18 protein-coding genes are annotated in these 19,513 nt (G+C 73.8%); 7 read left to right on the top strand and 11 right to left on the bottom strand.

Annotation, left to right across the window (positions count from 1 at the left end):
- The first annotated feature begins 151 nt into the window (after nucleotides 1-151).
- The 3 genes from ACF09C_RS02855 to ACF09C_RS02845 are packed head-to-tail and all read left to right on the top strand — an operon-like array spanning nucleotide 152 to nucleotide 3,878.
- On the top strand, nucleotides 152-430 hold the full coding sequence (locus ACF09C_RS02855) for an SHOCT domain-containing protein (protein WP_392087905.1): 279 nt from the start codon (nucleotides 152-154) through the stop codon (nucleotides 428-430).
- Nucleotides 427-1,329, top strand: a complete 903-nt coding sequence (locus tag ACF09C_RS02850) for an ABC transporter ATP-binding protein (RefSeq protein ID WP_392087903.1) — start codon at nucleotides 427-429, stop codon at nucleotides 1,327-1,329. The genes ACF09C_RS02855 and ACF09C_RS02850 overlap by 4 nt, the downstream gene beginning before the upstream one ends.
- Nucleotides 1,326-3,878: an ABC transporter permease gene (locus ACF09C_RS02845; protein ID WP_392087900.1), complete on the top strand. Its 2,553-nt coding sequence runs from the start codon at nucleotides 1,326-1,328 to the stop codon at nucleotides 3,876-3,878. Before ACF09C_RS02850 ends, ACF09C_RS02845 begins: the two co-directional genes overlap by 4 nt.
- A gap of 122 nt (nucleotides 3,879-4,000) precedes the next feature.
- Here ACF09C_RS02845 and ACF09C_RS02840 read toward each other — a convergent pair whose 3' ends face one another.
- Nucleotides 4,001-4,600: an ATP-binding protein gene (locus ACF09C_RS02840; protein ID WP_392087898.1), complete on the bottom strand. Its 600-nt coding sequence runs from the start codon at nucleotides 4,598-4,600 to the stop codon at nucleotides 4,001-4,003.
- A 250-nt stretch (nucleotides 4,601-4,850) separates the two neighbouring features.
- Nucleotides 4,851-5,177 carry a hypothetical protein gene (locus ACF09C_RS02835; RefSeq protein ID WP_392087895.1) on the bottom strand — a complete coding sequence of 109 codons (327 nt, stop codon included), beginning with the start codon at nucleotides 5,175-5,177 and terminating at the stop codon, nucleotides 4,851-4,853.
- 198 nt (nucleotides 5,178-5,375) lie between these two features.
- On the opposite strand from ACF09C_RS02835, the gene ACF09C_RS02830 reads away from it, so the two are divergent.
- On the top strand, nucleotides 5,376-6,506 hold the full coding sequence (locus tag ACF09C_RS02830; protein ID WP_392087894.1) for a PLP-dependent cysteine synthase family protein: 1,131 nt from the start codon (nucleotides 5,376-5,378) through the stop codon (nucleotides 6,504-6,506).
- On the opposite strand, the gene ACF09C_RS02825 is transcribed toward ACF09C_RS02830, so the two are convergent.
- The 3 genes from ACF09C_RS02825 to ACF09C_RS02815 form a co-directional block, all read right to left on the bottom strand.
- Nucleotides 6,466-6,966, bottom strand: coding sequence for an SRPBCC family protein (locus ACF09C_RS02825; protein WP_392087892.1), 501 nt, complete (start codon nucleotides 6,964-6,966; stop codon nucleotides 6,466-6,468). The genes ACF09C_RS02830 and ACF09C_RS02825 overlap by 41 nt on opposite strands.
- 139 nt (nucleotides 6,967-7,105) lie before the next feature.
- Nucleotides 7,106-7,537: an SRPBCC family protein gene (locus tag ACF09C_RS02820; protein WP_392087890.1), complete on the bottom strand. Its 432-nt coding sequence runs from the start codon at nucleotides 7,535-7,537 to the stop codon at nucleotides 7,106-7,108.
- A complete protein-coding gene (locus ACF09C_RS02815) occupies nucleotides 7,534-8,358 on the bottom strand; it encodes a DeoR/GlpR family DNA-binding transcription regulator (protein WP_392087888.1) in 825 nt (274 codons plus the stop codon). Before ACF09C_RS02815 ends, ACF09C_RS02820 begins: the two co-directional genes overlap by 4 nt.
- Before the next feature lie 149 nt (nucleotides 8,359-8,507).
- On the opposite strand from ACF09C_RS02815, the gene ACF09C_RS02810 reads away from it, so the two are divergent.
- A complete protein-coding gene (locus tag ACF09C_RS02810; protein WP_392087885.1) occupies nucleotides 8,508-11,018 on the top strand; it encodes a hypothetical protein in 2,511 nt (836 codons plus the stop codon).
- On the opposite strand, the gene ACF09C_RS02805 is transcribed toward ACF09C_RS02810, so the two are convergent.
- From ACF09C_RS02805 to ACF09C_RS02785, 5 genes are all read right to left on the bottom strand, one after another.
- A complete protein-coding gene (locus tag ACF09C_RS02805; protein ID WP_392087882.1) occupies nucleotides 10,988-13,435 on the bottom strand; it encodes a right-handed parallel beta-helix repeat-containing protein in 2,448 nt (815 codons plus the stop codon). The two genes, ACF09C_RS02810 and ACF09C_RS02805, sit on opposite strands and share 31 nt — an antisense overlap.
- An 82-nt stretch (nucleotides 13,436-13,517) precedes the next feature.
- The gene (locus ACF09C_RS02800; protein ID WP_392087880.1) at nucleotides 13,518-14,126 is read right to left on the bottom strand and encodes a hypothetical protein; all 609 of its coding nucleotides are present in this window, start codon (nucleotides 14,124-14,126) and stop codon (nucleotides 13,518-13,520) included.
- 97 nt (nucleotides 14,127-14,223) lie between these two features.
- Nucleotides 14,224-15,048: an MOSC domain-containing protein gene (locus ACF09C_RS02795; protein ID WP_392087878.1), complete on the bottom strand. Its 825-nt coding sequence runs from the start codon at nucleotides 15,046-15,048 to the stop codon at nucleotides 14,224-14,226.
- 36 nt (nucleotides 15,049-15,084) lie between these two features.
- Entirely contained in the window at nucleotides 15,085-15,558 is a 474-nt protein-coding gene (locus ACF09C_RS02790; RefSeq protein ID WP_392087875.1) for a DUF6643 family protein, read from the bottom strand.
- Between the two features lie 380 nt (nucleotides 15,559-15,938).
- The gene (locus ACF09C_RS02785; RefSeq protein ID WP_392087873.1) at nucleotides 15,939-16,646 is read right to left on the bottom strand and encodes an alpha/beta fold hydrolase; all 708 of its coding nucleotides are present in this window, start codon (nucleotides 16,644-16,646) and stop codon (nucleotides 15,939-15,941) included.
- A 220-nt stretch (nucleotides 16,647-16,866) separates the two neighbouring features.
- Here ACF09C_RS02785 and ACF09C_RS02780 point away from each other — a divergent pair, with 220 nt between their 5' ends.
- Nucleotides 16,867-17,169: a hypothetical protein gene (locus tag ACF09C_RS02780; protein WP_392087870.1), complete on the top strand. Its 303-nt coding sequence runs from the start codon at nucleotides 16,867-16,869 to the stop codon at nucleotides 17,167-17,169.
- Nucleotides 17,170-17,233: 64 nt separating this feature from the next.
- Here ACF09C_RS02780 and ACF09C_RS02775 read toward each other — a convergent pair whose 3' ends face one another.
- Nucleotides 17,234-18,451, bottom strand: coding sequence for a glycosyltransferase (locus tag ACF09C_RS02775; RefSeq protein WP_392087867.1), 1,218 nt, complete (start codon nucleotides 18,449-18,451; stop codon nucleotides 17,234-17,236).
- 58 nt (nucleotides 18,452-18,509) lie between these two features.
- Between ACF09C_RS02775 and ACF09C_RS02770 the strand changes: the two genes are divergently transcribed.
- The gene (locus ACF09C_RS02770; RefSeq protein ID WP_392087865.1) at nucleotides 18,510-19,295 is read left to right on the top strand and encodes a glutamate racemase; all 786 of its coding nucleotides are present in this window, start codon (nucleotides 18,510-18,512) and stop codon (nucleotides 19,293-19,295) included.
- Nucleotides 19,296-19,513 lie beyond the last annotated feature (218 nt).

Below are 19,513 nucleotides of genomic sequence, written 5' to 3'. Positions count from 1 at the left end.
CTCCCGCCACGGTGCTGCTTCCGGCACGGGGCCGCGTACTCCCCTCGGCGTACGCGCGAAGCCGCTGGCCGTACGACGACCCGGGCCCCCTCCCCGAGCGAGGCTCGAACCATCGACAGACGCGACACCCACGCACGAGGAGCTGAGCCCCATGAACACCCTCGCCCACGCCGGCCCAGGCCCCTGGGCCCTGTTCTTCCCCCTCGTCTGGGCGGCCGTGATCCTCACCGTCGTCACCGTGCTGCGCCGCACCGGATGGCGCGGCAGGCGCGGGCCGGGACCCCGTCCCGGTCACGACGAGCAGTCCCCGATCGCGCTCCTCGGCCGCCGGTTCGCGGCCGGCGAGATCGACGAGGACGAGTACTGGCGGCGGCTGACGGTCCTGGAGGAGCAGTTCGGCCGCACGGGACCCCAGGGGAGTACGCGATGACGAGCACCGCCCCCGGCACCGTCCCGCGTTCCGCCGCCCGCGCCGCCGCCCGGGTCGTGGCCGCCGTCAAGGTCTACGGCGGCGGAGACACCGAGGTCAGGGCCCTGGACGGGGTGAGCGTCGACTTCCCGGCCGGCAGCTTCACCGCGATCATGGGCCCCTCCGGGTCCGGCAAGTCGACCCTCATGCACTGCGCCGCGGGCCTCGACACCCTGACCTCCGGGTCCGCGATCATCGGCGACACGGATCTGTCCACGCTCGACGACCGGCGGCTCACCCTGCTGCGCCGCGAGCGGATCGGCTTCGTCTTCCAGGCGTACAACCTACTGCCCACCCTCACCGTCGCCGAGAACATCACCCTCCCCCTCGACCTCGCCGGAACCGTCCCCGACCGGGCCTGGCTCGACGCCCTCGTCGACACCGTCGGCCTCCGCGACCGGCTCCGTCACCGGCCGAGCCAGCTCTCCGGCGGGCAGCAGCAACGCGTCGCCGTCGCACGGGCCTTCGCGGGCACCCCCGACGTCGTCTTCGCCGACGAGCCGACCGGCAACCTGGACTCGCGCTCGGGCGAGGAGGTGCTGCGGCTGCTCGGCCGGACCGTCCGGCAGACCGGCCGTACGGTCGTCATGGTCACCCACGACCCGGTCGCCGCCGCCCACGCCGACGAGGTGGTCTTCCTCGCCGACGGCCGGCTCGTCGACAGGATGGCGGAGCCGACCGCCGAACGCGTCCTCGACCGCATGAAGGCCTTCGACGGCGCCCCGCGCACACCGGACGCCCCGCGCTCACCGGGCGACACGCCCACGCAGGGCAGCGCGCACCCGGACGACGGCTCGCGCGCACCGGACGACGGCGCGCGCCTGCCGGGCCGGACGCGACGAGGGGCGGTGCCGTCATGAACGCCGCCCTGAGACTCAGCCTGTCCGCGCTCCGCGCCCACAAGCGGCGCTTCGTCGGCACGCTCACCGCGATCCTGCTCGGGGTCGCCTTCCTCACCGGCACCCTCGTCATGGGGGACACCCTGCGGACGAGCTTCGACACGCTCTTCGGCAACGCCACCAGCGGCACGGACGCCGTGGTCCGCAGTACGAGCGTGGTCACCGTCGAGGGCGAGAGCCAGGGGACCCGTGACTCCGTCCCCGCCTCCCTCGCCGACCGCATCGCCCAGGTGCCCGGCGTCGCCGCGGCCGTCCCCCGGATCGAGGGGGCGGGCCAGCTGATCGGCGCCGACGGCGAACCCGTCGGCGGCCAGGGCCCGCCCACGCTCGCGGGGAACTGGACCGAGGACGCCGCGCTCAACCCGTACGCCCTGGCCGAAGGCCGCGCGCCCGAGCGGTCCGGCGAGGTCGTCGTGAACCGCGGCGCCGCGAAGAGCGGCGACCTCGCCGTCGGCGCCACCACCCTGCTGCGCACCCCCGACCCGGTGCGGGTCACCGTCGTGGGCCTGGCCACGTTCGGCGGTGCGGACGGCATGGGCCAGGTCACCTACACCGGCATGACCCGCGCCGACGCCGAGAAGTACCTGACGCCGAAGCCGGGCGACGCGTCCGGCATCCTCGTCCGGGCGGGCCCGGACACCTCGCAGCGGGAACTCGTCGCCGCACTCGCCCCCGTGCTCCCCACCGGCGTCGAGGCGATCACCGGCGAACAGTCGGCCCAGGAGAACACCGACATGATCGCCGGCCAGTTCCTCACCCTCTTCACCACGTTCCTGCTGGTGTTCAGCGGGGTGGCGCTGCTCGTCTCCGTCTTCTCCATCCACAACACCTTCGCCATCGTCGTCGCCCAGCGGACCCGCGAGAACGCGCTCCTGCGCGCCCTCGGCGCCTCCCGCCGGCAGATCGTCGGCTCCACGCTCGTCGAGGCCGTGGCCGTCGGCCTGGTCGCCTCCGCGGCCGGGCTCCTCGGTGGCATCGGTGTGGCGGCCGGGCTCCAGGCGCTCTTCCCGGCGATCGGGTTCCCCTTCCCCGAAGGGGAACTGGTGATCAGCGCCCTGTCCCTGGCGGTGCCCTTCGCCGTCGGCCTCCTGGTCTGTGTCGGCTCCGCGCTGCTGCCCGCCGTGAAGGCCGGGCGGACCGCGCCCCTGGCCGCCCTCCGCGAGACCGCCGTGGACGACTCGGGCGCCTCACGCGCGCGTGCCCTGGCCGGTGCGGGGCTGCTGCTGGCCGCCGTCGCCGTGGTGCTCACCGGGGTCCTCGCGACGCCGTCGCTGTGGCTCGCCTCGGCGGGCGCCGTCCTCGCGCTCGCCGCGTTCGTCGTCCTCGGTCCGGTGGCCGCCTCGTACGCCGTGCGGCTCCTCGGCGGGCCGCTGCGCGGCGCCAACCGGGGGCTCGCCCGGCGCAACGCCCTGCGCAGCCCGAAGCGGACCGCCGCCACCGCGACCGCGCTGATGATCGGCGTCGCCGTCGTCTCGCTCTTCACGGTCTTCGGCGCCTCGCTGAAGGCCACCATGGACCAGACGGTCTCGCGGTCGTTCGCCGGAGACGTGGCGGTCAGCACCCCGGCGTTCGGGGCCGGAGGCAGCGGACTCAGCCCTCGGCTCGCCCCGGCGCTCGTGGCGCTGCCCGATGTGGAGACCGCCGTCGGCCTCGGCCAGGGGGTCGCGGAAGTCGACGGCGAGGGCCGGGCCCTGACCGTCACTGACCCGGCCGCGCTCGCCCGCGCCTTCGACCTCGGTGAGGTCAGGGGCTCGCTGGACGCACTCGGGACCGACGGCATCGCCGTCGCCGACACGGAGGCCGGCAAGTCCGGCCTGAAGCCGGGCAGCACGACCGAACTCGCCTTCACCGACGGCACCCGGCGCACGTTCACCGTGAAGGCCGTGTACGAGCAGTCCGAACTGGCCGGGGAGTACGTCGTCACCCGCGAGGCCTGGGCACCGCACCGCGCCCAGGACTCCGACCGGCTCGTCGCCGTCGGCTTCGCGGACGGCGTCCCGGCGGAGGCGGGCAAGGCGGCGGTGGCGGACGTCGCGGCCGACTACGGCAACCCGGAGGTGCAGACGCGCGAGGAGTACGCCGAGTCCTCCGCGGGCGGCATCGACATGATGCTGACCCTCGTCTACGCGCTGCTCGCGCTGGCCGTCCTCATCGCCCTGCTCGGGATCGCCAACACGCTGACCCTCGCGATCCACGAGCGCACCCGCGAACTCGGCCTGCTGCGCGCCGTCGGCCAGACCCGGGCCCAGCTGAAGGCCATGGTCCGCTGGGAGTCCGTCCTCGTCGCGGCCTTCGGCACGGCCGGTGGCGTCCTGCTCGGCGGCTTCCTCGGCTGGGTCCTGGTCAAGGCGTCCGACGGAGCGAGTGACAGCGCGTTCGCCTTCGCCCTCCCGCCGCTCCAGCTGGCGGTCGTCGCCCTGGTCGGCCTCGCGGCGGGCGCGCTCGCGGCCTGGCGCCCGGCCCGGCGGGCCGCCCGCCTGGACGTGCTGCGGGCGATCGCGACGGAGTGACGCGGCCGCCCGGCCCGGGAGCCGCGCCGTGGACATCGGATCATGGATCACGGACATTGGATCCAAGATCCAAGATCCATGATCCGATATCCAATATCCGCTGTCCGCCCGGACGGCCGCGTTCAGCCCGCCAGGGCCGAGCGGGCGACCGCCGGGGAGTGGGCCGGCACCTCCGGCGTGCCGAAGGGAACACCCTCCAGGCTCGTGCCGTGGGCGCCGTGGAAGCGGGTGTGGCCGACGAAGGGGCCGTCGGTGGTCGCCCCGTACACGGCATGCGCCCGCGAGGGGACGGCCACGGCGGGGGTGGGTGCGGGAAGGGTGAACCAGATGACCTTCCCGGTGTCGTGCGGACGGATGCCCCAGCTCTCGCTGACGGCCTCGATGATGGCCAGACCGCGGCCCGAGGTGGCGCACTCGTCCACGTCGTCGGGGTGGGGGAGCCCGGCCCGGCCGTCGACGTGCGGTATCCGCGGGTCGTGGTCGTGGACCGAGACGGTGAGGCGATCGAGCAGCAGCTCGATCTCGACGGTGCACATCTTGTCCGGCTGTGCGTGCCGGTGAACATTGGTCAGGAGCTCGGTGACACCGAGCGCCGCATGGTCGATCAAGGCATCGAGATGCCAGTAGCGCAGATGCGCTGAAACGATTCTGCGGACCTGACCGATCCGCGACGGCAGGGCCTGGAGCTCCACCGTGCAGTGCCTGCTTGGCTCGCTGATCACGGCTGCGACTCCCCGAAGTTGAGGTCCGGAAGAAGACGAAGATACGGATCTGTCATGCGTACAGCAGGGCGGCGGGCTGGATCACAGCGTCACCGCCGGTGAACCCTCGGTGAGGTGGTTTCCAGGGTGAACCAGTGGTGACCGGCCCGCAACTCGCGGCGACCTCTCGCAGGTCACCGCCTTCCGTCCGCCACGGCGTCTCCTCCGTCGTGGCGCCCCCTCCGTCGTGGTGGCGCTTCCGCCGCGCGGATCAGCTCTCGCCGCGGCCCTTGGTGGCCCGCTTCAGGGCTTCGAGGAAGCCGCCGGGGCCGGACGCCCGGTCCTTCGGCCCGCGCGCGGGTCCGTCCATGGTCAGGCGGTAGCGCGTCCCGTTCACCGTCGCGACCGTCTCGTCCGGCTTCGCGAACCACGGACGTCCGGCCCGGACCGAGGTCACGGGGGCGCTGTCGATCTCGCTGCCGTAGCTGGTGAGCAGGGAAAGGCGGCCGTCCTCGATCCGGACCTCGCCCGCCCGCGTCAACGAGCGCGGCCACCGCTCGATCCGTACACCCTTGGCCGTGAACTGCGGCTCCGTCATCTCGCTCCGCCCCCTTCGCGCCGGTTGCTCCGTCCAGTGTGCCGGGCGGGCGGCGACCGCACCAGGGGCCCTGGCCACCGACGGGCGCAAGGCCGCTCCCAAGGGACTCCTATGGACCCCCAAAGCGATCGTTTGCGCAGGTGAGCGAGTTATCGTCGGCAGTGGGGGACCTGTTGGGCCGGATGAGGAGAAGGACGCATGAGCACCACGGAGAACACGGCGCGCGCCGCGGTCGCGACCGTCGACGTCGACCGGAGCGACCCGGCGTACCGCGCCTGGTTGAAGGAGGCGGTCCGCAAGGTGCAGGCCGATGCCAACCGCTCCGCCGACACCCACCTGTTGCGCTTCCCGCTCCCCGATGCCTGGGGGATCGACCTCTATCTGAAGGACGAGTCGACCCACCCCACCGGCAGCCTCAAGCACCGCCTGGCCCGCTCGCTCTTCCTCTACGGTCTGTGCAACGGCTGGATCCGCCCCGGCAAGCCGGTGATCGAGGCGTCCAGCGGCTCGACGGCCGTCTCCGAGGCGTACTTCGCCAAGCTGATCGGCGTGCCGTTCATCGCCGTGATGCCCCGCACCACGAGCGCCGAGAAGTGCCGCCTGATCGAGTTCCACGGCGGCCAGTGTCACTTCGTCGACGACTCCGGCGCGATCTACGAGGAGTCCGCCGCCCTCGCCGAGCGGACCGGCGGGCACTACATGGACCAGTTCACCTACGCCGAGCGGGCCACCGACTGGCGGGGCAACAACAACATCGCCGAATCGATGTACCAGCAGCTGCGTCTGGAGCGATACCCGGAGCCCGCGTGGATCGTCGCCACCGCCGGTACCGGAGGCACGTCCGCGACCATCGCCCGCTACGTCCACTACATGCAGCACGACACCCGTATCTGCGTCGCCGACCCGGAGAACTCCTGCTTCTTCGACGGCTGGACGAACCACGACCCGGACGCGACCGCCGACTGCGGCTCGCGCATCGAGGGCATCGGCAGGCCCCGGATGGAGCCCAGCTTCGTGCCCGGCGCCATCGACCGGATGATGAAGGTGCCGGACGCCGCGAGCGTGGCCGCCGTCCGCGCGCTCGAGGGCGCGATCGGCCGCAAGGCGGGCGGCTCCACCGGTACGGGGCTGTGGAGCGCGCTGAAGGTCGTCGCGGAGATGGTCGAGCAGGGCCGTACGGGCAGCGTCGTCACCCTGATCTGCGACCCGGGCGACCGCTACCTGGACAAGTACTACTCCGACGCGTGGCTGGCGGAGCAGGGCCTGGACATCGCGCCCTACGCCGCCGCTATCGACCGCTTCCTGGCGACGGGTGTCTGGCCGGAGTGAGCCGCAGGTCGAGGCGGCGCATCGCGTCCCGGAACGACCTGCCCACGCCCGGCCGGCCGAGCCGCAGGGCGAGCCGGCAGGGCGCGCCGCCGTCGACCGCCATCGTCCAGCCGACCCGGGTCCCCGATCCCGCCGGGGCGAGGGTCCACTCCTCGACGAGGGCGCTGACGCCCGGCGCGTTGGTCGCGTCGACGCGGTACGCGTAGCGGGTGTCGGGGTCCTGGGCGAGGATCGTCTCCTCGAAGACGATCCCGCCCCGGAGCCGGACCGTGCGTCCCGCGCCCTCGCCGGTCGGGGTCGCGGAGGTGACCGCCGTGAACCACGAGGGCATGGAGCCCAGTTCGACAGCGAGGGAACGGAACACGGCCGACGGCGGAGCCGCCAACTCGGCCGAGAACACCAGCCGTACGGGTGCGTGTGCGGCGAAGTCGAGTTCCACGAGCCTGAGTCGGCGCTGCATGAACCGTCCCTCCCGAGGCATGGATCCGAGGATCGGGTCCAAGGATCGGGTGCAAGGATGGGTCCGAGGACCCGGTCCGAGGAGCGCCCACCCTAGCTGACATACCGTCAGTTGCACAGGAGCGGAGCGCCCCAGGCCGTCAGAGCAGCCCGTCCACCACCCGGCCGAACACCCTCCGCCCGGCCAGGGCCAGCAGAGGATCCAGCGCGCGCGGCACCCCGCGCACCCGCAGCTCCTCCACCCACACCGCGCGGGCGCCGCCGCCCTCGTCCGCGTACACCTCGATCACCGCGTGACCGAGCACCACCCGGCCGCGCTTCTCCAGCCGGCACCGCCCCGGACGCCCCGGCGCGGGCGGCTCCCAGACGACCACCTCCATGGGGTCGTCGAAGCCGAGCCGCCCGATCCCGGTCCGGGCCACGAACCGGGTCCCCACGCCCAGGGGCCCGGGCGTGAGCGTCCGGGACCGGGTCAGCGGCACCAACTCGCCGTGCGCGGCGAAATCGGTCAGCCGCCGCCAGACCTCCTCGACCGGCAGCCCCGAGCGGCGCTCGACGCGGAAGAGGCTCACTCCTCCTCGCCCGCCACCACCAGGCCCGGCAGGTGCTCCGCCATCTCCGCACGGGTCTCGTCGGACAGCCCGCCGTCCGTCACCACGGTGTCCACCTCGTCGAGCCGGCCGAACGAACCGAGCCCCACCGTCCCCCACTTGGTGTGGTCGGCGACCACCACCACGCGGCGCGCCGAGCGCATCAGCCGCCGGTTGGTCTCCGCCTCCGCCAGGTTCGGCGTCGAAAGCCCCGCCTCCACCGAGATCCCGTGTACTCCGAGGAACAGCACGTCGAAGTGGAGCGAGCCGATCGCCTGGTCGGCCACCGGCCCCACCAGCGCGTCGGACGGGGTCCGCACCCCGCCCGTGAGGACCACGGTCGCCGTCCCCCGCCGCCCCTCGCGCGCAGCGGCGACCTGCTGGGCCGTGTGGAAGACGTCGGCGACCCGCACCGAGTTGGTGACCACCGTCAGATCCGGCACGTCCAGGAGCTGCCCGGCCAGCGCGAACGTCGTCGTACCGCCGGACAGGGCGATCGCCGAACCCGGCGCCACCATCCGCGCCGCCGCCCGGGCGATCTCCTCCTTCGCGCCGAGTTCGAGCGCCGACTTGGCCTCGAAGCCCGGCTCGTGCGAACTCGTCTCGGCCACCGGCACCGCGCCGCCGTGCACCTTCGCGACGGCGCCCTGGCGTGCGAGCACGTCCAGGTCCCGGCGGATCGTCATGTCCGAGACGTTGAGCCTTCGCGTCAGCTCGTTGACCCGTACACCGCCGCGCCGCCGCACCTCGTCCAGAATGAGGGCGCGCCGCTGCTCCGCGAGGAGATTCTGATGGTCGCTCACCACCGGGGCCGGTCCTTCCGAAGGGAACTGGTGAATAGGAGCGCGGATTCCGTGAGAGCCCCTGCACCTTCGCACGGCCTTCCGCGATCCTGATTGCCTACCTGACTGCCTGCCGTCGAATCCTCCCACCCAGAGAGTGAGGCACCGAAGTGGCCCCTGCCCCTCGCGCCCCCCACAGCGGCGGCGCGGCGCTCGAACTCCTCGTCCACGGCGTCGGCGGAGCCACCCCGCAGGACATGCTGGGCGATCCCCGCACGGTACGGATCACCGGTGACGCCACCGCCGCGATGCACCGGCGCACCGACGACGCCGACGCGGAGGATCACCCCGAGCGGTACGCCGAACGGCCGGTCCCTGAGGCGTACGTCTGGTCCAACCTCACCTCCGGCAACGGCGCCCGCGCCCTGTGGCTGCTGCTCCTGCCGTTCATGGTCGTCAACCTCGCGCACTGGATGCGCCCGCCGGCCAAGGGGCACCCGAGGCTGGTGCGGCTGTACGGGACGCTGGTACGGCTGGTGGCGCTCACCCTGACCGTGCTGCTCACCGCGGCCGCCTGCGAGGTCGCGCTCGATCTGACGGCGTGGCAGTGCGCGGGCTCGGCCGTCTGCACGGAGGACCGCTCCTGGCTCGGCTTCCTCTCCGCCGAGCGCGGCGGCTGGTGGTCCCAGCCGGGCCGCAGGCTCGCCCTCGCCGCCGTGGTCCCGGCCGCGCTGGTCGCGCTGCTCTGGTACCTCTCCCACCGGACCTGGAGCGCGTACGAGGCCCAGCGCCCGCCCACGGGCTACGACGAGGACGCCCGCGAGGCACCGGCCACCCCCGCCGACCCCGACCCCGAGGCCGACCCCGAGGCCGACTTCGCATCCGACCCCGACTCCGAGCCAGACAACGACTCCGGCCGAGAATCCGGCCCAGAATCCGGCCCCGACTCCGGCCCCGTCTCAGGCCCCGAACCCGGATCCGCCGCCGAAGTCCGACCCGCGCTCGGCCGCCCGGGGTTCTGGTACGGCCGTCGCCTCGTCGCCCGTCTGCGCGCCGCCCACACCGCCGCGGGGCTCCTGACCGTCGCCGCCGCCCTGACCGGAGCCGCCGCGCGCCACGACCGGGAGGGTGCCGGTGCCCTGCTCGACGTCCTCGGCCGCTCGCTCCAGTCGGCCTATGTCGTCCTGGGCGCCGTCGTGGTCTGGGTCGTCTGCCGGAGAGGCCGAAGCGAGAAGCGCCTCGACCTCCGCCTCGAACGCGCCCTCGTCTCCTGGCTGCCCGCCGGCTCCCTGATCCTGCTCGCCCTCGCCGTACTGCACGCCGGCTGGTCCCGCCCCGACTGGCGCTCCGCGGGAACGCTCCCCGGCGACGCGACCTTCGGCGTCCTGACCCTCGCTCAGGGCGCGCTCGTCGTCGCCCTCGGGGCCGTCGCCGTCCTGCTCCACCGCCCCGGCAAGGACGACCGCACCGCGCTCCACGGGCTCGGCGGCCCCGCCGTGGCGATGCTCGCCTGCGCGCTGGGCGGCGTGATGTCCGGTGGCGTCGCCCAGCGCGTGGCCGACTGGCTGGACGGGCCCGGGACGCCCGGCATGGGCGCGGGCTCCGCCATCGCCCCGCCCGTGCTGCTCAGTTGGCAGGCGTCCGTCATCCCCGTCCTGCTCCTCCTGCTGCTCGCCCCGGTGGTCGTCCTCGCCGTACGGACCGCCCGCGCGGCCCGCAGGCTCGGCCCGGTCGTGGAGGCCGACTACGGCACGGAGGACCCGGACCCGGTCCGTACCGGACGGATCGCCGCCGCCCGCGCCACCGCGTCGCTCACGGACGCCGCGCCCGCCCTCGTCGGCACCGTCTCCGGCGCCACCCTGCTGCTCGGCGCCGGTTCCGTGGCGGGCGCCTGGGCCAGCGGCAACGTACCGGGAAGGGCCTTCGACGGCGCCCACCCGGCGATCGCGTCCGCCGCCGCCACCGCCCAGTCCCTCGGCTCCTGGATGATCGGCTTCGGCTTCCTCCTCTTCGTCACCTGGGGCCGCCGCGCCTACCGGGACGCGTCCGCCCGCCGGACGATCGGCATCCTCTGGGACGTGGGCACGTTCTGGCCGCGCGCGGCGCACCCCTTCGCCCCGCCCTGCTACGCCGAACGGGCCGTCCCCGACCTCACCTGGCGCATGAGCTCCTGGACCCGGCACACCGGCGGCCGGCTCGTCATCTCCGGCCACTCCCAGGGCAGTGTGCTCGCCGCGGCCGCCGTCTGGCAGCTGCCGCCCACGACCCGCCGACGCGTCGCGCTGCTCACCTACGGATCCCCGCTGGAGCGGCTCTACGGGCGCTGGTTCCCCGCCTACTTCGGCCCCGGGCCGCTGCGCGGCCTGTACGGAACCCTGCACTGCTGGAGCAACCTCCACCGCCCCACCGACCCGATAGGCGGTCCCGTGCGGGTGCCCGCCGTCGGCGACAAGCCGGCCGTGGACCGCGCCGCGCTGCTCGACCCGGTCGGCTACGGACGCACCCCCGAACACCCGCTGCCCGAACCGATCCTGGGCCACTCCGACTACCAGGCCGACCCGGCGTTCGCCGCCGAACGGGCCGTACTCCTCGACCGGTTGCCGCCCACGCTGCCCCGCCCGCGAACATCAGGCGCCGACCGGCCCACGGATCAGGGCAGTTCGGGCAGGTCCTCGGGGTAGAGCAGGGTCAGGTCGTCCGTGCTCGCGTCGGCGAGCACGGCGACCCGGCCCGCATGCCGCTCCACCATCGACTCGAACGTCTGCCGGGCCGTACGGCCGTTGCCGAACGCCGGGCCCTTGGGCAGCTCCGTGAAGTACTTGCGCAGCGCCTCGTCGGTGCCGGCCGCCAGCCGGTACTCGTGCTCGTCCGCCTGCTGCTCCACGATCCGCAGCAGCTCGTCCGGGACGTAGTCGCTGAAGTTGATGGTCCGTGAGAAACGGGACGCCACACCGGGGTTGACCGTCAGGAAGCGCTCCATCTCGTGCGTGTACCCGGCGACGATGACGACCACCGCGTCCCGGTGGTCCTCCATCAGCTTCACCAGCGTGTCGATCGCCTCGCGCCCGAAGTCGCGCCCCGAGTCCTCCGGCGACAGCGCGTACGCCTCGTCGACGAACAGGACCCCGCCGCGCGCCCGGTCGAACGCCTCCTGGGTACGGATCGCCGTCGAGCCGATGTGCTCGCCCACCAGGTCGACCCGGGAGACCTCGACCAGATGGCCGCGCTCCAGTACGCCGAGCGAGGCGAGGATCTCGCCGTACAGCCGGGCCACCGTCGTCTTGCCGGTGCCCGGGTTGCCGGTGAAGACCAGGTGGCGGCGGACCGACGCGGCCTTGAGGCCCGCCTCCTGCCGCCTGCGGCCGACCTCGATCATGTTGGTCAGCGTCCGCACCTCGTGCTTCACGCTCTCCAGGCCGACGAGCCCGTCGAGTTCACCGAGGACGTCCTGGGAGGAGCGCGCCTCCACCACCACCGCCTCGGCCGCGGGCCCGGGAACGGACGGAGGAACGGACGCGGTGGCGGGGGAGCGCGGCGGCGGCACCGTGCCGAGCAGGCCCGCCGATGCCGGGGCCGCCGTTGCCGCCGCTGTCAGCACCGTCCCCGGGTCGGTGCCGCGTGCGCCGCGCACCCCGCTCTCGTCGCTCGTGCAGTCCTCCGCGACCGGACCGTCCTCGGGGAACTCGTACCCGCCGCGCGCGCACCGCTCCGTGCGGCACTTGCGCAGACTGGTCCGGCAGCCGTCCATCACATGGAAGCCGTACCCGCCGCTGCCGGTCACCCGGCAGCCGTGGAAGGAGCCCCGCCCCTCCGCCGAGACGTAGAACCCGGCCTCGGCCGGGGAGGTGACGGTGCACCGCTCGATCGTGGGGTCCGCCCCCTTGGTGACGATCACCCCGGTCTGCACGGCGTCGATCGTGCACCCGCCGAGCGTTCCGCCGCTGCCGTGGTCACGGAACCAGGCGCCGGTGGACGCCTCCCGGATCCGGCAGTCGTCGAGCTGCGCGGTCGCCCCGTCGCTCACCGACACCGCCGTGTTCCGCACCTGCGACAGATCGCTGTCGACGACGTCCACCCGCGAGCCGCGGTCGAGGACGAACAGCGCGTCCGGCACGTCGTGCACCCGGCACGCGTCGAGGACCGCGGTCGCCCCGTCGCTGACCCACACCGCCGGGTAGTCGCCCGTACTGTCGTGGATCTCGCACTGGTTGGCGTCCACCCGGGTGCCCGGGTCCCACACCGAGAGCCCGTTGCGGCCGAAGCGGCGCACGGTCGAGCGGGTGAGCGTCAGCACCGAACGGGACCGCAGGTCGACCGCGTTCTCGGGGATGTCGTGGATGTCGCAGTCGGAGAGCGTGAGAGCCGCGTCCGTGTCGAGCGTGATGCCGTCCGCCGAGGTGCGGTGCACGGAGGAATCCGTCAGATGCGCGGTGGCCCGGGCGGCGATCTGCAGACCGGTGCCCTTGACCTCGTACACCTCGCAGCCGATGCCCTCCAGGCCGCTGCCCTCGCCGGTGACGCTGATCCCGGCGCCGGAGGCGTGATGGACCCGGCAGCGTTCGAGACGCGGATGCGCGCCGCCGCGCACCGAGACCCCGGACTGCCCGGCCGCGACGATCTCGCACTCCTCGAACACCCCGCCCGCGCCGTCGAGCACGGCGATGCCGACGCCCGCCGGATTGTCGACGGTGATCCGGCGGACCGTGGGGCGGGCCGCGCCGCGCACCTCGAGGCCGGCCGCCGAGCGCGTCACGATGCGCAGATCAAGGAGTTCGGGGGTGCCGTCCTCGACGAGCAGGGCGGGCGCGGCCGAGTCCTGCCCCTCCACGTGCAGGTCCTGCACGGTCGCCGACGCCCGTACGGTCAGCGGTACGCCGTCCACGGGCGCGATCCGGACCGAGCCGACCCCGCCCTCGGGGCCGCGCAGGGTGATGGCGCGCTGGATGACGAGGTTCTCCCGGTAGGTGCCGGGCGCGACGGTGAGGACGTCGCCGTCCCCGGCGGCCTCCAGAGCCGCGGCGAGGGAGGCGTACTCACCCGTGCGGCGCCGCCACCGCGATGTGCCGGTGTGCGTCACCTGGACCGTGCCCTGTGCCATGGGTGTGCTCTGCCCCCGCCTCATGCGTCGCCGCTGATCCGATGCCCCACCGTAGCGCGCGCGAGGGCGCCGGGTTGACGGGTCAGCTGCCCGCGCCCGTACGCCCCCAGTCGGGACCGGCCTTCGCCCACGCGCGGTCGAGGCACCGGTACCGCCGGTGTACGAGCCGGCGTACGACAAGTCTGCGGGCGGACTCCACGAACACGCCCGCCAGGGTCGCCGCCAGCAGGCCGACGACGAGCGCGTGGGCGTGGGCGGTCTCGGGCCGCATCGGGGCGGACACCGGCCGCCCGCCGCGGTCGGTCCACAGCCGGAAGGTGTCGCCGGGATCGGAGAGTTCCCGCCGGGTGGCCACCGTGCCCGTGCGGTCCGTGCCGTCCGGGGCCGTCCAGCGCGCGACGACCGCCCGGCGGGCCGGCTGCTCGCCGGCGGCCTCGGGGCTCTGCAGGCCGGGGGCGGGTGCGTCGGAGAGCCGGACCACCCGTGCCGTGGTGGGCAGCCGCTGGAGGCTCTGGGCCCGCACCGCGCGCTGGAGGGAGGCGTCGGTGCGCTGGCCCGCGATCCAGCCGGCCGCGGGGACGGCGAGCGCGAGCAGCACGACCGCCGCGAGGGCGACCCACGCCTCGATCAGGTCCGTGGTCCGGCGCAGGGGATTGCGCCGCCAGCGCCAGACTCCGGTGGCTGCGCGCACGTGCCCACACCCCCTCGTCGTCCGTGGACCTCCCAGGTCCTCCCAACGAGTCTGCCCCGGGGCCGGGTTCCCCGCCTCCCGGGAACGGAGCAGGGTGTCAGTCGAGGATCTTGATCTCGTCGCCGACCCTGACGGTGCCGGGGTGCTCCGGAACCAGGTTCTGGCCGAAGATCAGCCGCGAGCCCTGCCTGCGGTGCCGGGCGAGGGTGCGCAAGGGCTCCTTGCCGCGCGCGGCGGTGAGCTGGTCGGTCGTGGTCACGACGCAGCGGCCGCAGGCCTTGGCGACCCGGAACGTGACCTCGCCGATCGCGAGCCGGGTCCAGCCGTCCTCGGCCCAGGGCGAGGTCCCCTCGACGACCACGTTCGGCCGGAAGCGGTTCATCGGCAGGGGGGCCTCGTCGGCGTGGTCCCCCTGGGCGATCAGGGCGTTGAGGGCGTCGAGGGAGGAGGCCGTGGTGACCAGCAGCGGATAGCCGTCCGCGAAACTCACGGTCTCGCCCGGGAGTGCGTACTCCGGGTCGATGGGTCGCCGACGCGCCGGGTCGTCCATGTGGACGAGCCGGGACTCCGCCCCGAGGAAGTCGCTCAACCAGGCGTCGGCGGCCGGGCCGGCCGGGACCGCCTCCACGGGGGTGTCGAAGACCTCCACCCGGATCGTGGACGACGGCCGCGGTTCCTCGACCTCCAGCGTGCGGTGGCCGGCGGCGGACAGCCTGATGCCGCCGCCCGGCAGCGGTTCGGCCGCGGCCAACGCCATCCGAGGGTGACGGCGTTGGGTCACGACCGTGCCCGACGCGTCCACCACGGCCCAGCGGCGGTCACCTGCCAGTCCCCATGGCTGGACCTCCGCCTCGGCGAGAGCGTGACCGCGCAGCGCCTTGACCGGGTGGACATGGACGGAGCGGAGGCGAGGAGTCGACATGCCGTCATCCTGCCAGCCGCTCGGCGTCCGGGTCGGTCAGTACCCCTGGCCCTGGTACGGGCGCTGGTACGGGTCCTGGTACTGCGCGGGAGCCGGTGCCGGGCGCGCGGCCGCCGGGCGCATCGCCTCGTAGCCGGTGGCCGCCGGACGCTGCATCTGCGGCTGCTGCTGCGGACCCGGGTAGCCGCGCACTCCGGCGGGCTGCTGCGGGATGTACGGCGCGGGGGCGTGCTGCAGCGGCACGGGGGCCATCTGCTGCGCGCCCTGCGGGTAACCGTACGAGCCGCCGCCGTTGTAGGAGGGGGCAGGGCTGGGCGCCGCCGGGAGGGCGGGCAGGGCCGCGGGCAGTGCCGGCAGGTAGCTGTTGCCGGTGTCGTACGCGGCAGGCACTCGGATCGGGGCGATCTGAGGCGTGCCCCGTTCCGCGACCAGGGAGTCGTAGATCGGGGTGTCGGGGAACGACGGCGCGGTGTAGTAACCGCCTCCGTAGGTGGAGCGGGGGGAGGTCATGGCCATAAGTTAAGCCCACGATGTGCCGGTTGGGGAGCCCCATTCTCGGGGTCATCCGATTTACGCTGGTTTTGTCCACCTGACCTGCCAAAACAACGTTAAAGACGCCGTTAACCGCGGGGGTATTTCCGCTGGAGCGCGCACGGTCGGGGAGAGTGGCCGACATCGGCGCGGAGCGGCGGAAACTCAGGACGATCGCCGGATTACCGACAGTAATCGCGGTCGGTCGTCCGCCCGCTTCACAGTTGTCCGCGTGAGGAGAAACCGACTTTTCCGAGCACCCTCCGCAGATGCCATTCGACGGTTCGCTCCCGCGCCTCCGACGCCCCTGCTGCGTGCCCAGGCGGGCGGCCGCACCCAGGGACTCCGTGAGACGGCGCCTACGTGAACGTGCCCTTCCGAGAGCCCACCGACCCGAGCGCGATCCGCGCCAGGAGAGCGGCGAGTTCCACCGGCTTCGACAGGAACGGCGAGTGGCTGGTCGCGATCCGGTGGACCGTCGCAGACCGAGCCGCCATCACCTCCTGGGTCCGCGCGGGCACGGCTTGATCGTCCTCGCAGACGATGTACGTCGACGGAACGGTGCGCCAACCCGCCGCGGTCAGGACGTCGCCGGCGGACCGCGAACTCTGAGGTACGAGACGGCTCACCGCCTCCTCGGCCACGCCCACCGGCACATCGCCGTAGAACAGGGGGACGGGATCGTCCGGTACGGCGTCGAGCCCGTCCGTCCCCGGTGGAACCGACACCCCGAGGAACCCCAGGAGGCTTTCGCCCACGTCGAGTTGGAAGGCCGCCAGGTGGACGATGTGCGCCACGTTCCGCGCCTCGGCGACGGCCTCGCTGACCGGTATGCCGCCGTACGAGTGCGCGACGACCACGACCGGGCCGTCGATGGACTCCAACTCCCGCAGCAGCGCCCGCGCGTCGTCCCGCACGCCGGCCGGCGAACCGGCGCTCGGCAGGTCGACGGTCCGGGTCCGCCAGCCGTCGCCCTCCAGCGCCGACGTCACCTTCTCCCAGCACCACGCCCCGTGCCACGCCCCGTGCACCAGGAGCAGCGTCGGTGGTAAGCCCTCGTCAGTCATCGTTCGCTCGCCCCTCCTCCTTGAGTACTGTCACCCGATTGTCCGATGAGCCGGTCCTGGTCCGCCGTCGGGACCCCAGGGCCGCCAGCCCTCACACCCGACCGGCCGCGTCCGTGGCCGCGTCCGCACCCGTCCGGGGGCGGCGCGGGCACGAACGGCCTTCCCTGGTTGCCGACTCGCCGCGTGTGGCCAACCGTGGGCACGACGAGAGGAGTCGCGCATGAGAGTCATGCTGAAAGCCCACGTCGACACCCGCGCGGGCAACGAGGGGATCAAGACCGGTGTCCTGCCGCAGACCGTGAAGACCCTGATGGAGTCCCTCGAGCCGGAAGCCGCCTACTTCGGTGTGGACGAAGGCGTACGGACCATGTGGATGGTCTTCGACCTCCAGGACAGCGCGCGGATGCCGCCCCTGCTGGAGGACCTCTTCATGGAATTTAACGCGGAGGTCTCGGTGGTGCCGGTGATGAACGCCGAGGACCTGGCCAACGGCCTGTCGCAGATGAAGGCGACCCGCGGCTGACCCGGGCCTTCCCCCGGCCCTTCCCCCCGGCCGTCCGTCCCCGGCCCTTCCGTCCCCGGCGCGCTCACCGGTCGGGCGCCGCCTCGGGCCGGGAGTAGGTCCGCCCCTTCCAGGCGGCGCCCCGGCCCCGGTAGTGCTGCACGGCGGAGTCGACCGTCATGAGCAGGTAGAGCAGCGCCGTGAAGGGGAGGGTGGGCGCGAGCCACAGCGGCTGCCGGTAGTGGTGGAGCATCGGGGCGTACGTCCCCGCCATCACCGCCCACGCGAGCCCGCCCGCCCAGCCCGCCACCGCGTCCCCGCCGAGCAGCCCCGCCGCCAGGGCCACGGGCGGGACGAGGTAGACCAGAGCGAGCCCGGCGACCGTACCGGCCAGGACGAGCGGGTTGTGCCGGAGTTGGGCGTACGCGCTCCGCGAGACCATCCGCCAGAGGTCGGCGAGGCGCGGGTACGGGCGGACGGAGTCCACGCGCTCCGCGAGCCCCAGCCAGATCCGTCCACCGGCCCGCCGCACCGCACGGGCGAGTGACACGTCGTCGATCACCGCCTGCCGGATCGACTCCGGCACGCGCGCCCGCTCGGCCGTCTCCGTCCGCAGCAGCACACAGCCCCCGGCGGCGGCCGTCGCCCGGGGCCGCCGGCTCCGGTTGATCCAGCGGAAGGGATAGAGCTGCGCGAAGAAGTAGACGAAGGCCGGCACGACCAGCCGCTCCCAGGCGCCGACCACCCGGAGCCGCGCCATCTGGGACACCAGGTCGAGATCGTTCCCGACCGCCCCGGCCACGAGCAGTCGCAGGCTGTCCGGTTCGTGCGCGATGTCGGCGTCGGTGAGCAGGAGGAACTCGGGGCCGCCGCGTTCCCCGTGCCGCGCGCACTCCAGGCCACGCGCGCGTGCGAGGGCGATGCCGTGGCGGAGGGCCCACAGCTTGCCCGTCCACCCGGGCTCGGGCTCGCCGGGGGACGTGACCGTCAGCGGCAGCCCGCCGTACCGCGCGGCCAGCTCGCCCGCCAGCTTCCCCGTGCCGTCCGTACTGCCGTCGTCGACCAGCAGGACCTCCGCCTCGCCCGGATAGTCCTGGACGAGCAGCGACGGCAGGCTCAGCGGCAGCACCTCGGCCTCGTCGCGCGCCGGTACGACGACGGCGACCCGCGGCCAGCTCTCCGGCTCGCTGTGGGCGGAGCCGGCCGGCAGGCGTTGGTCGGTACGCCAGAAGAACCCCTGACCCAGCAGCAGCCACCCCCAGGCGGCAAGCGAACCCACGGCGATCCAGGCAATGGCGCTCATTTGCCGCAGTCTGCCCCAGATCGGCGGCGACGCAAGGGCGGTCGGCTAGGGTGACCGGGTGAAGATCGCGCTCATGGACTCCGGAATCGGCCTGCTCCCGGCGGCGGTCGCGGTTCGCCGACTGCGGCCGGACGCGGACCTGGTTCTCTCCAGCGACCCCGACGGCATGCCGTGGGGCCCGCGCACCCCGGAGGACCTCACCGAGCGCGCCCTGGCCGTCGCCCGGGCCGCCGCCGAGCTGGAGCCGGACGCGCTGATCGTCGGCTGCAATACCGCCACCGTGCACGCCCTGCCGGCGCTGCGCGCCGCACTGGAGCCTCGTATCCCGGTCATCGGGACCGTTCCGGCGATCAAGCCCGCCGCCTCGGGCGGCGGGAAGGTCGCCATCTGGGCGACGCCGGCCACCACCGGCAGCCCGTACCAGCGCGGACTGATCCGGGACTTCGCCGACGGCGCCGAGGTCACCGAGGTGCCCTGCCCCGGGCTCGCCGACGCGGTGGAGCACGCGGACGCCGAGGCCGTCGAGCGAGCCGTGGCCGCCGCCGCCGAGCTCACCCCGCGCGATGTCCGCGCGCTGGTGCTCGGCTGCACCCACTACGAGCTGGTCGCCGAACAGATCCGGGCGGCCGTGCAGTCCGCCGACCTCCCGCCCGTGGTTTTCCACGGCTCGGCCGGGGCAGTCGCGGCTCAGGCGCTGCGCCGCATCGGCGCCGAGCCCGCGCCCGCCGCCGTCCCGTCCGGCGGTCTGACCGTCCTGCTCAGCGGCCGGACCGGCGAGCTGCCGCCCGCGGCCCTGGGATACGCCGAAGGCCGACTGCTCCGGACCGCCGCCGCCGCGCACTGACGCGGCGCGCCGACGTCGCGGACCGACGGCGCGGTCGCACATCGCGTATCGATGTCGCGCACCGATGTTGCCGGCCGACGTCGCGGACCGACGCCTCGGCGCGGAGACGCTAGACGGAGGCGCCGGACGCAGGCGCCGGACGCAGGCGCCGGACGCAGGCGCCGGACGCAGGCGTCGGACGGAGCGCCGTCCGAGCGGAACGTGAGTAGGCTGCGACG

Source organism: Streptomyces sp. NPDC014870 (genome assembly GCF_043081505.1).
Taxonomy (GTDB): Bacteria; Actinomycetota; Actinomycetes; order Streptomycetales; family Streptomycetaceae; genus Streptomyces.
This window is presented reverse-complemented; position numbering and strand designations above follow the sequence as displayed.

What these genes read in the sequence shown, in the direction of transcription:
- ACF09C_RS02805 (WP_392087882.1), bottom strand. Translation starts at nt 13,435, where the DNA reads ATGGCACAGGGCACGGTCCAGGTGACGCACACCGGCACATCGCGGTGG.
- ACF09C_RS02795 (WP_392087878.1), bottom strand. Translation starts at nt 15,048, where the DNA reads ATGTCGACTCCTCGCCTCCGCTCCGTCCATGTCCACCCGGTCAAGGCG.
- ACF09C_RS02825 (WP_392087892.1), bottom strand. Translation starts at nt 6,966, where the DNA reads ATGCAGCGCCGACTCAGGCTCGTGGAACTCGACTTCGCCGCACACGCA.
- ACF09C_RS02790 (WP_392087875.1), bottom strand. Translation starts at nt 15,558, where the DNA reads ATGACCTCCCCCCGCTCCACCTACGGAGGCGGTTACTACACCGCGCCG.
- ACF09C_RS02850 (WP_392087903.1), top strand. Translation starts at nt 427, where the DNA reads ATGACGAGCACCGCCCCCGGCACCGTCCCGCGTTCCGCCGCCCGCGCC.
- ACF09C_RS02830 (WP_392087894.1), top strand. Translation starts at nt 5,376, where the DNA reads ATGAGCACCACGGAGAACACGGCGCGCGCCGCGGTCGCGACCGTCGAC.
- ACF09C_RS02845 (WP_392087900.1), top strand. Translation starts at nt 1,326, where the DNA reads ATGAACGCCGCCCTGAGACTCAGCCTGTCCGCGCTCCGCGCCCACAAG.
- ACF09C_RS02780 (WP_392087870.1), top strand. Translation starts at nt 16,867, where the DNA reads ATGAGAGTCATGCTGAAAGCCCACGTCGACACCCGCGCGGGCAACGAG.
- ACF09C_RS02855 (WP_392087905.1), top strand. Translation starts at nt 152, where the DNA reads ATGAACACCCTCGCCCACGCCGGCCCAGGCCCCTGGGCCCTGTTCTTC.
- ACF09C_RS02835 (WP_392087895.1), bottom strand. Translation starts at nt 5,177, where the DNA reads ATGACGGAGCCGCAGTTCACGGCCAAGGGTGTACGGATCGAGCGGTGG.
- ACF09C_RS02785 (WP_392087873.1), bottom strand. Translation starts at nt 16,646, where the DNA reads ATGACTGACGAGGGCTTACCACCGACGCTGCTCCTGGTGCACGGGGCG.
- ACF09C_RS02775 (WP_392087867.1), bottom strand. Translation starts at nt 18,451, where the DNA reads ATGAGCGCCATTGCCTGGATCGCCGTGGGTTCGCTTGCCGCCTGGGGG.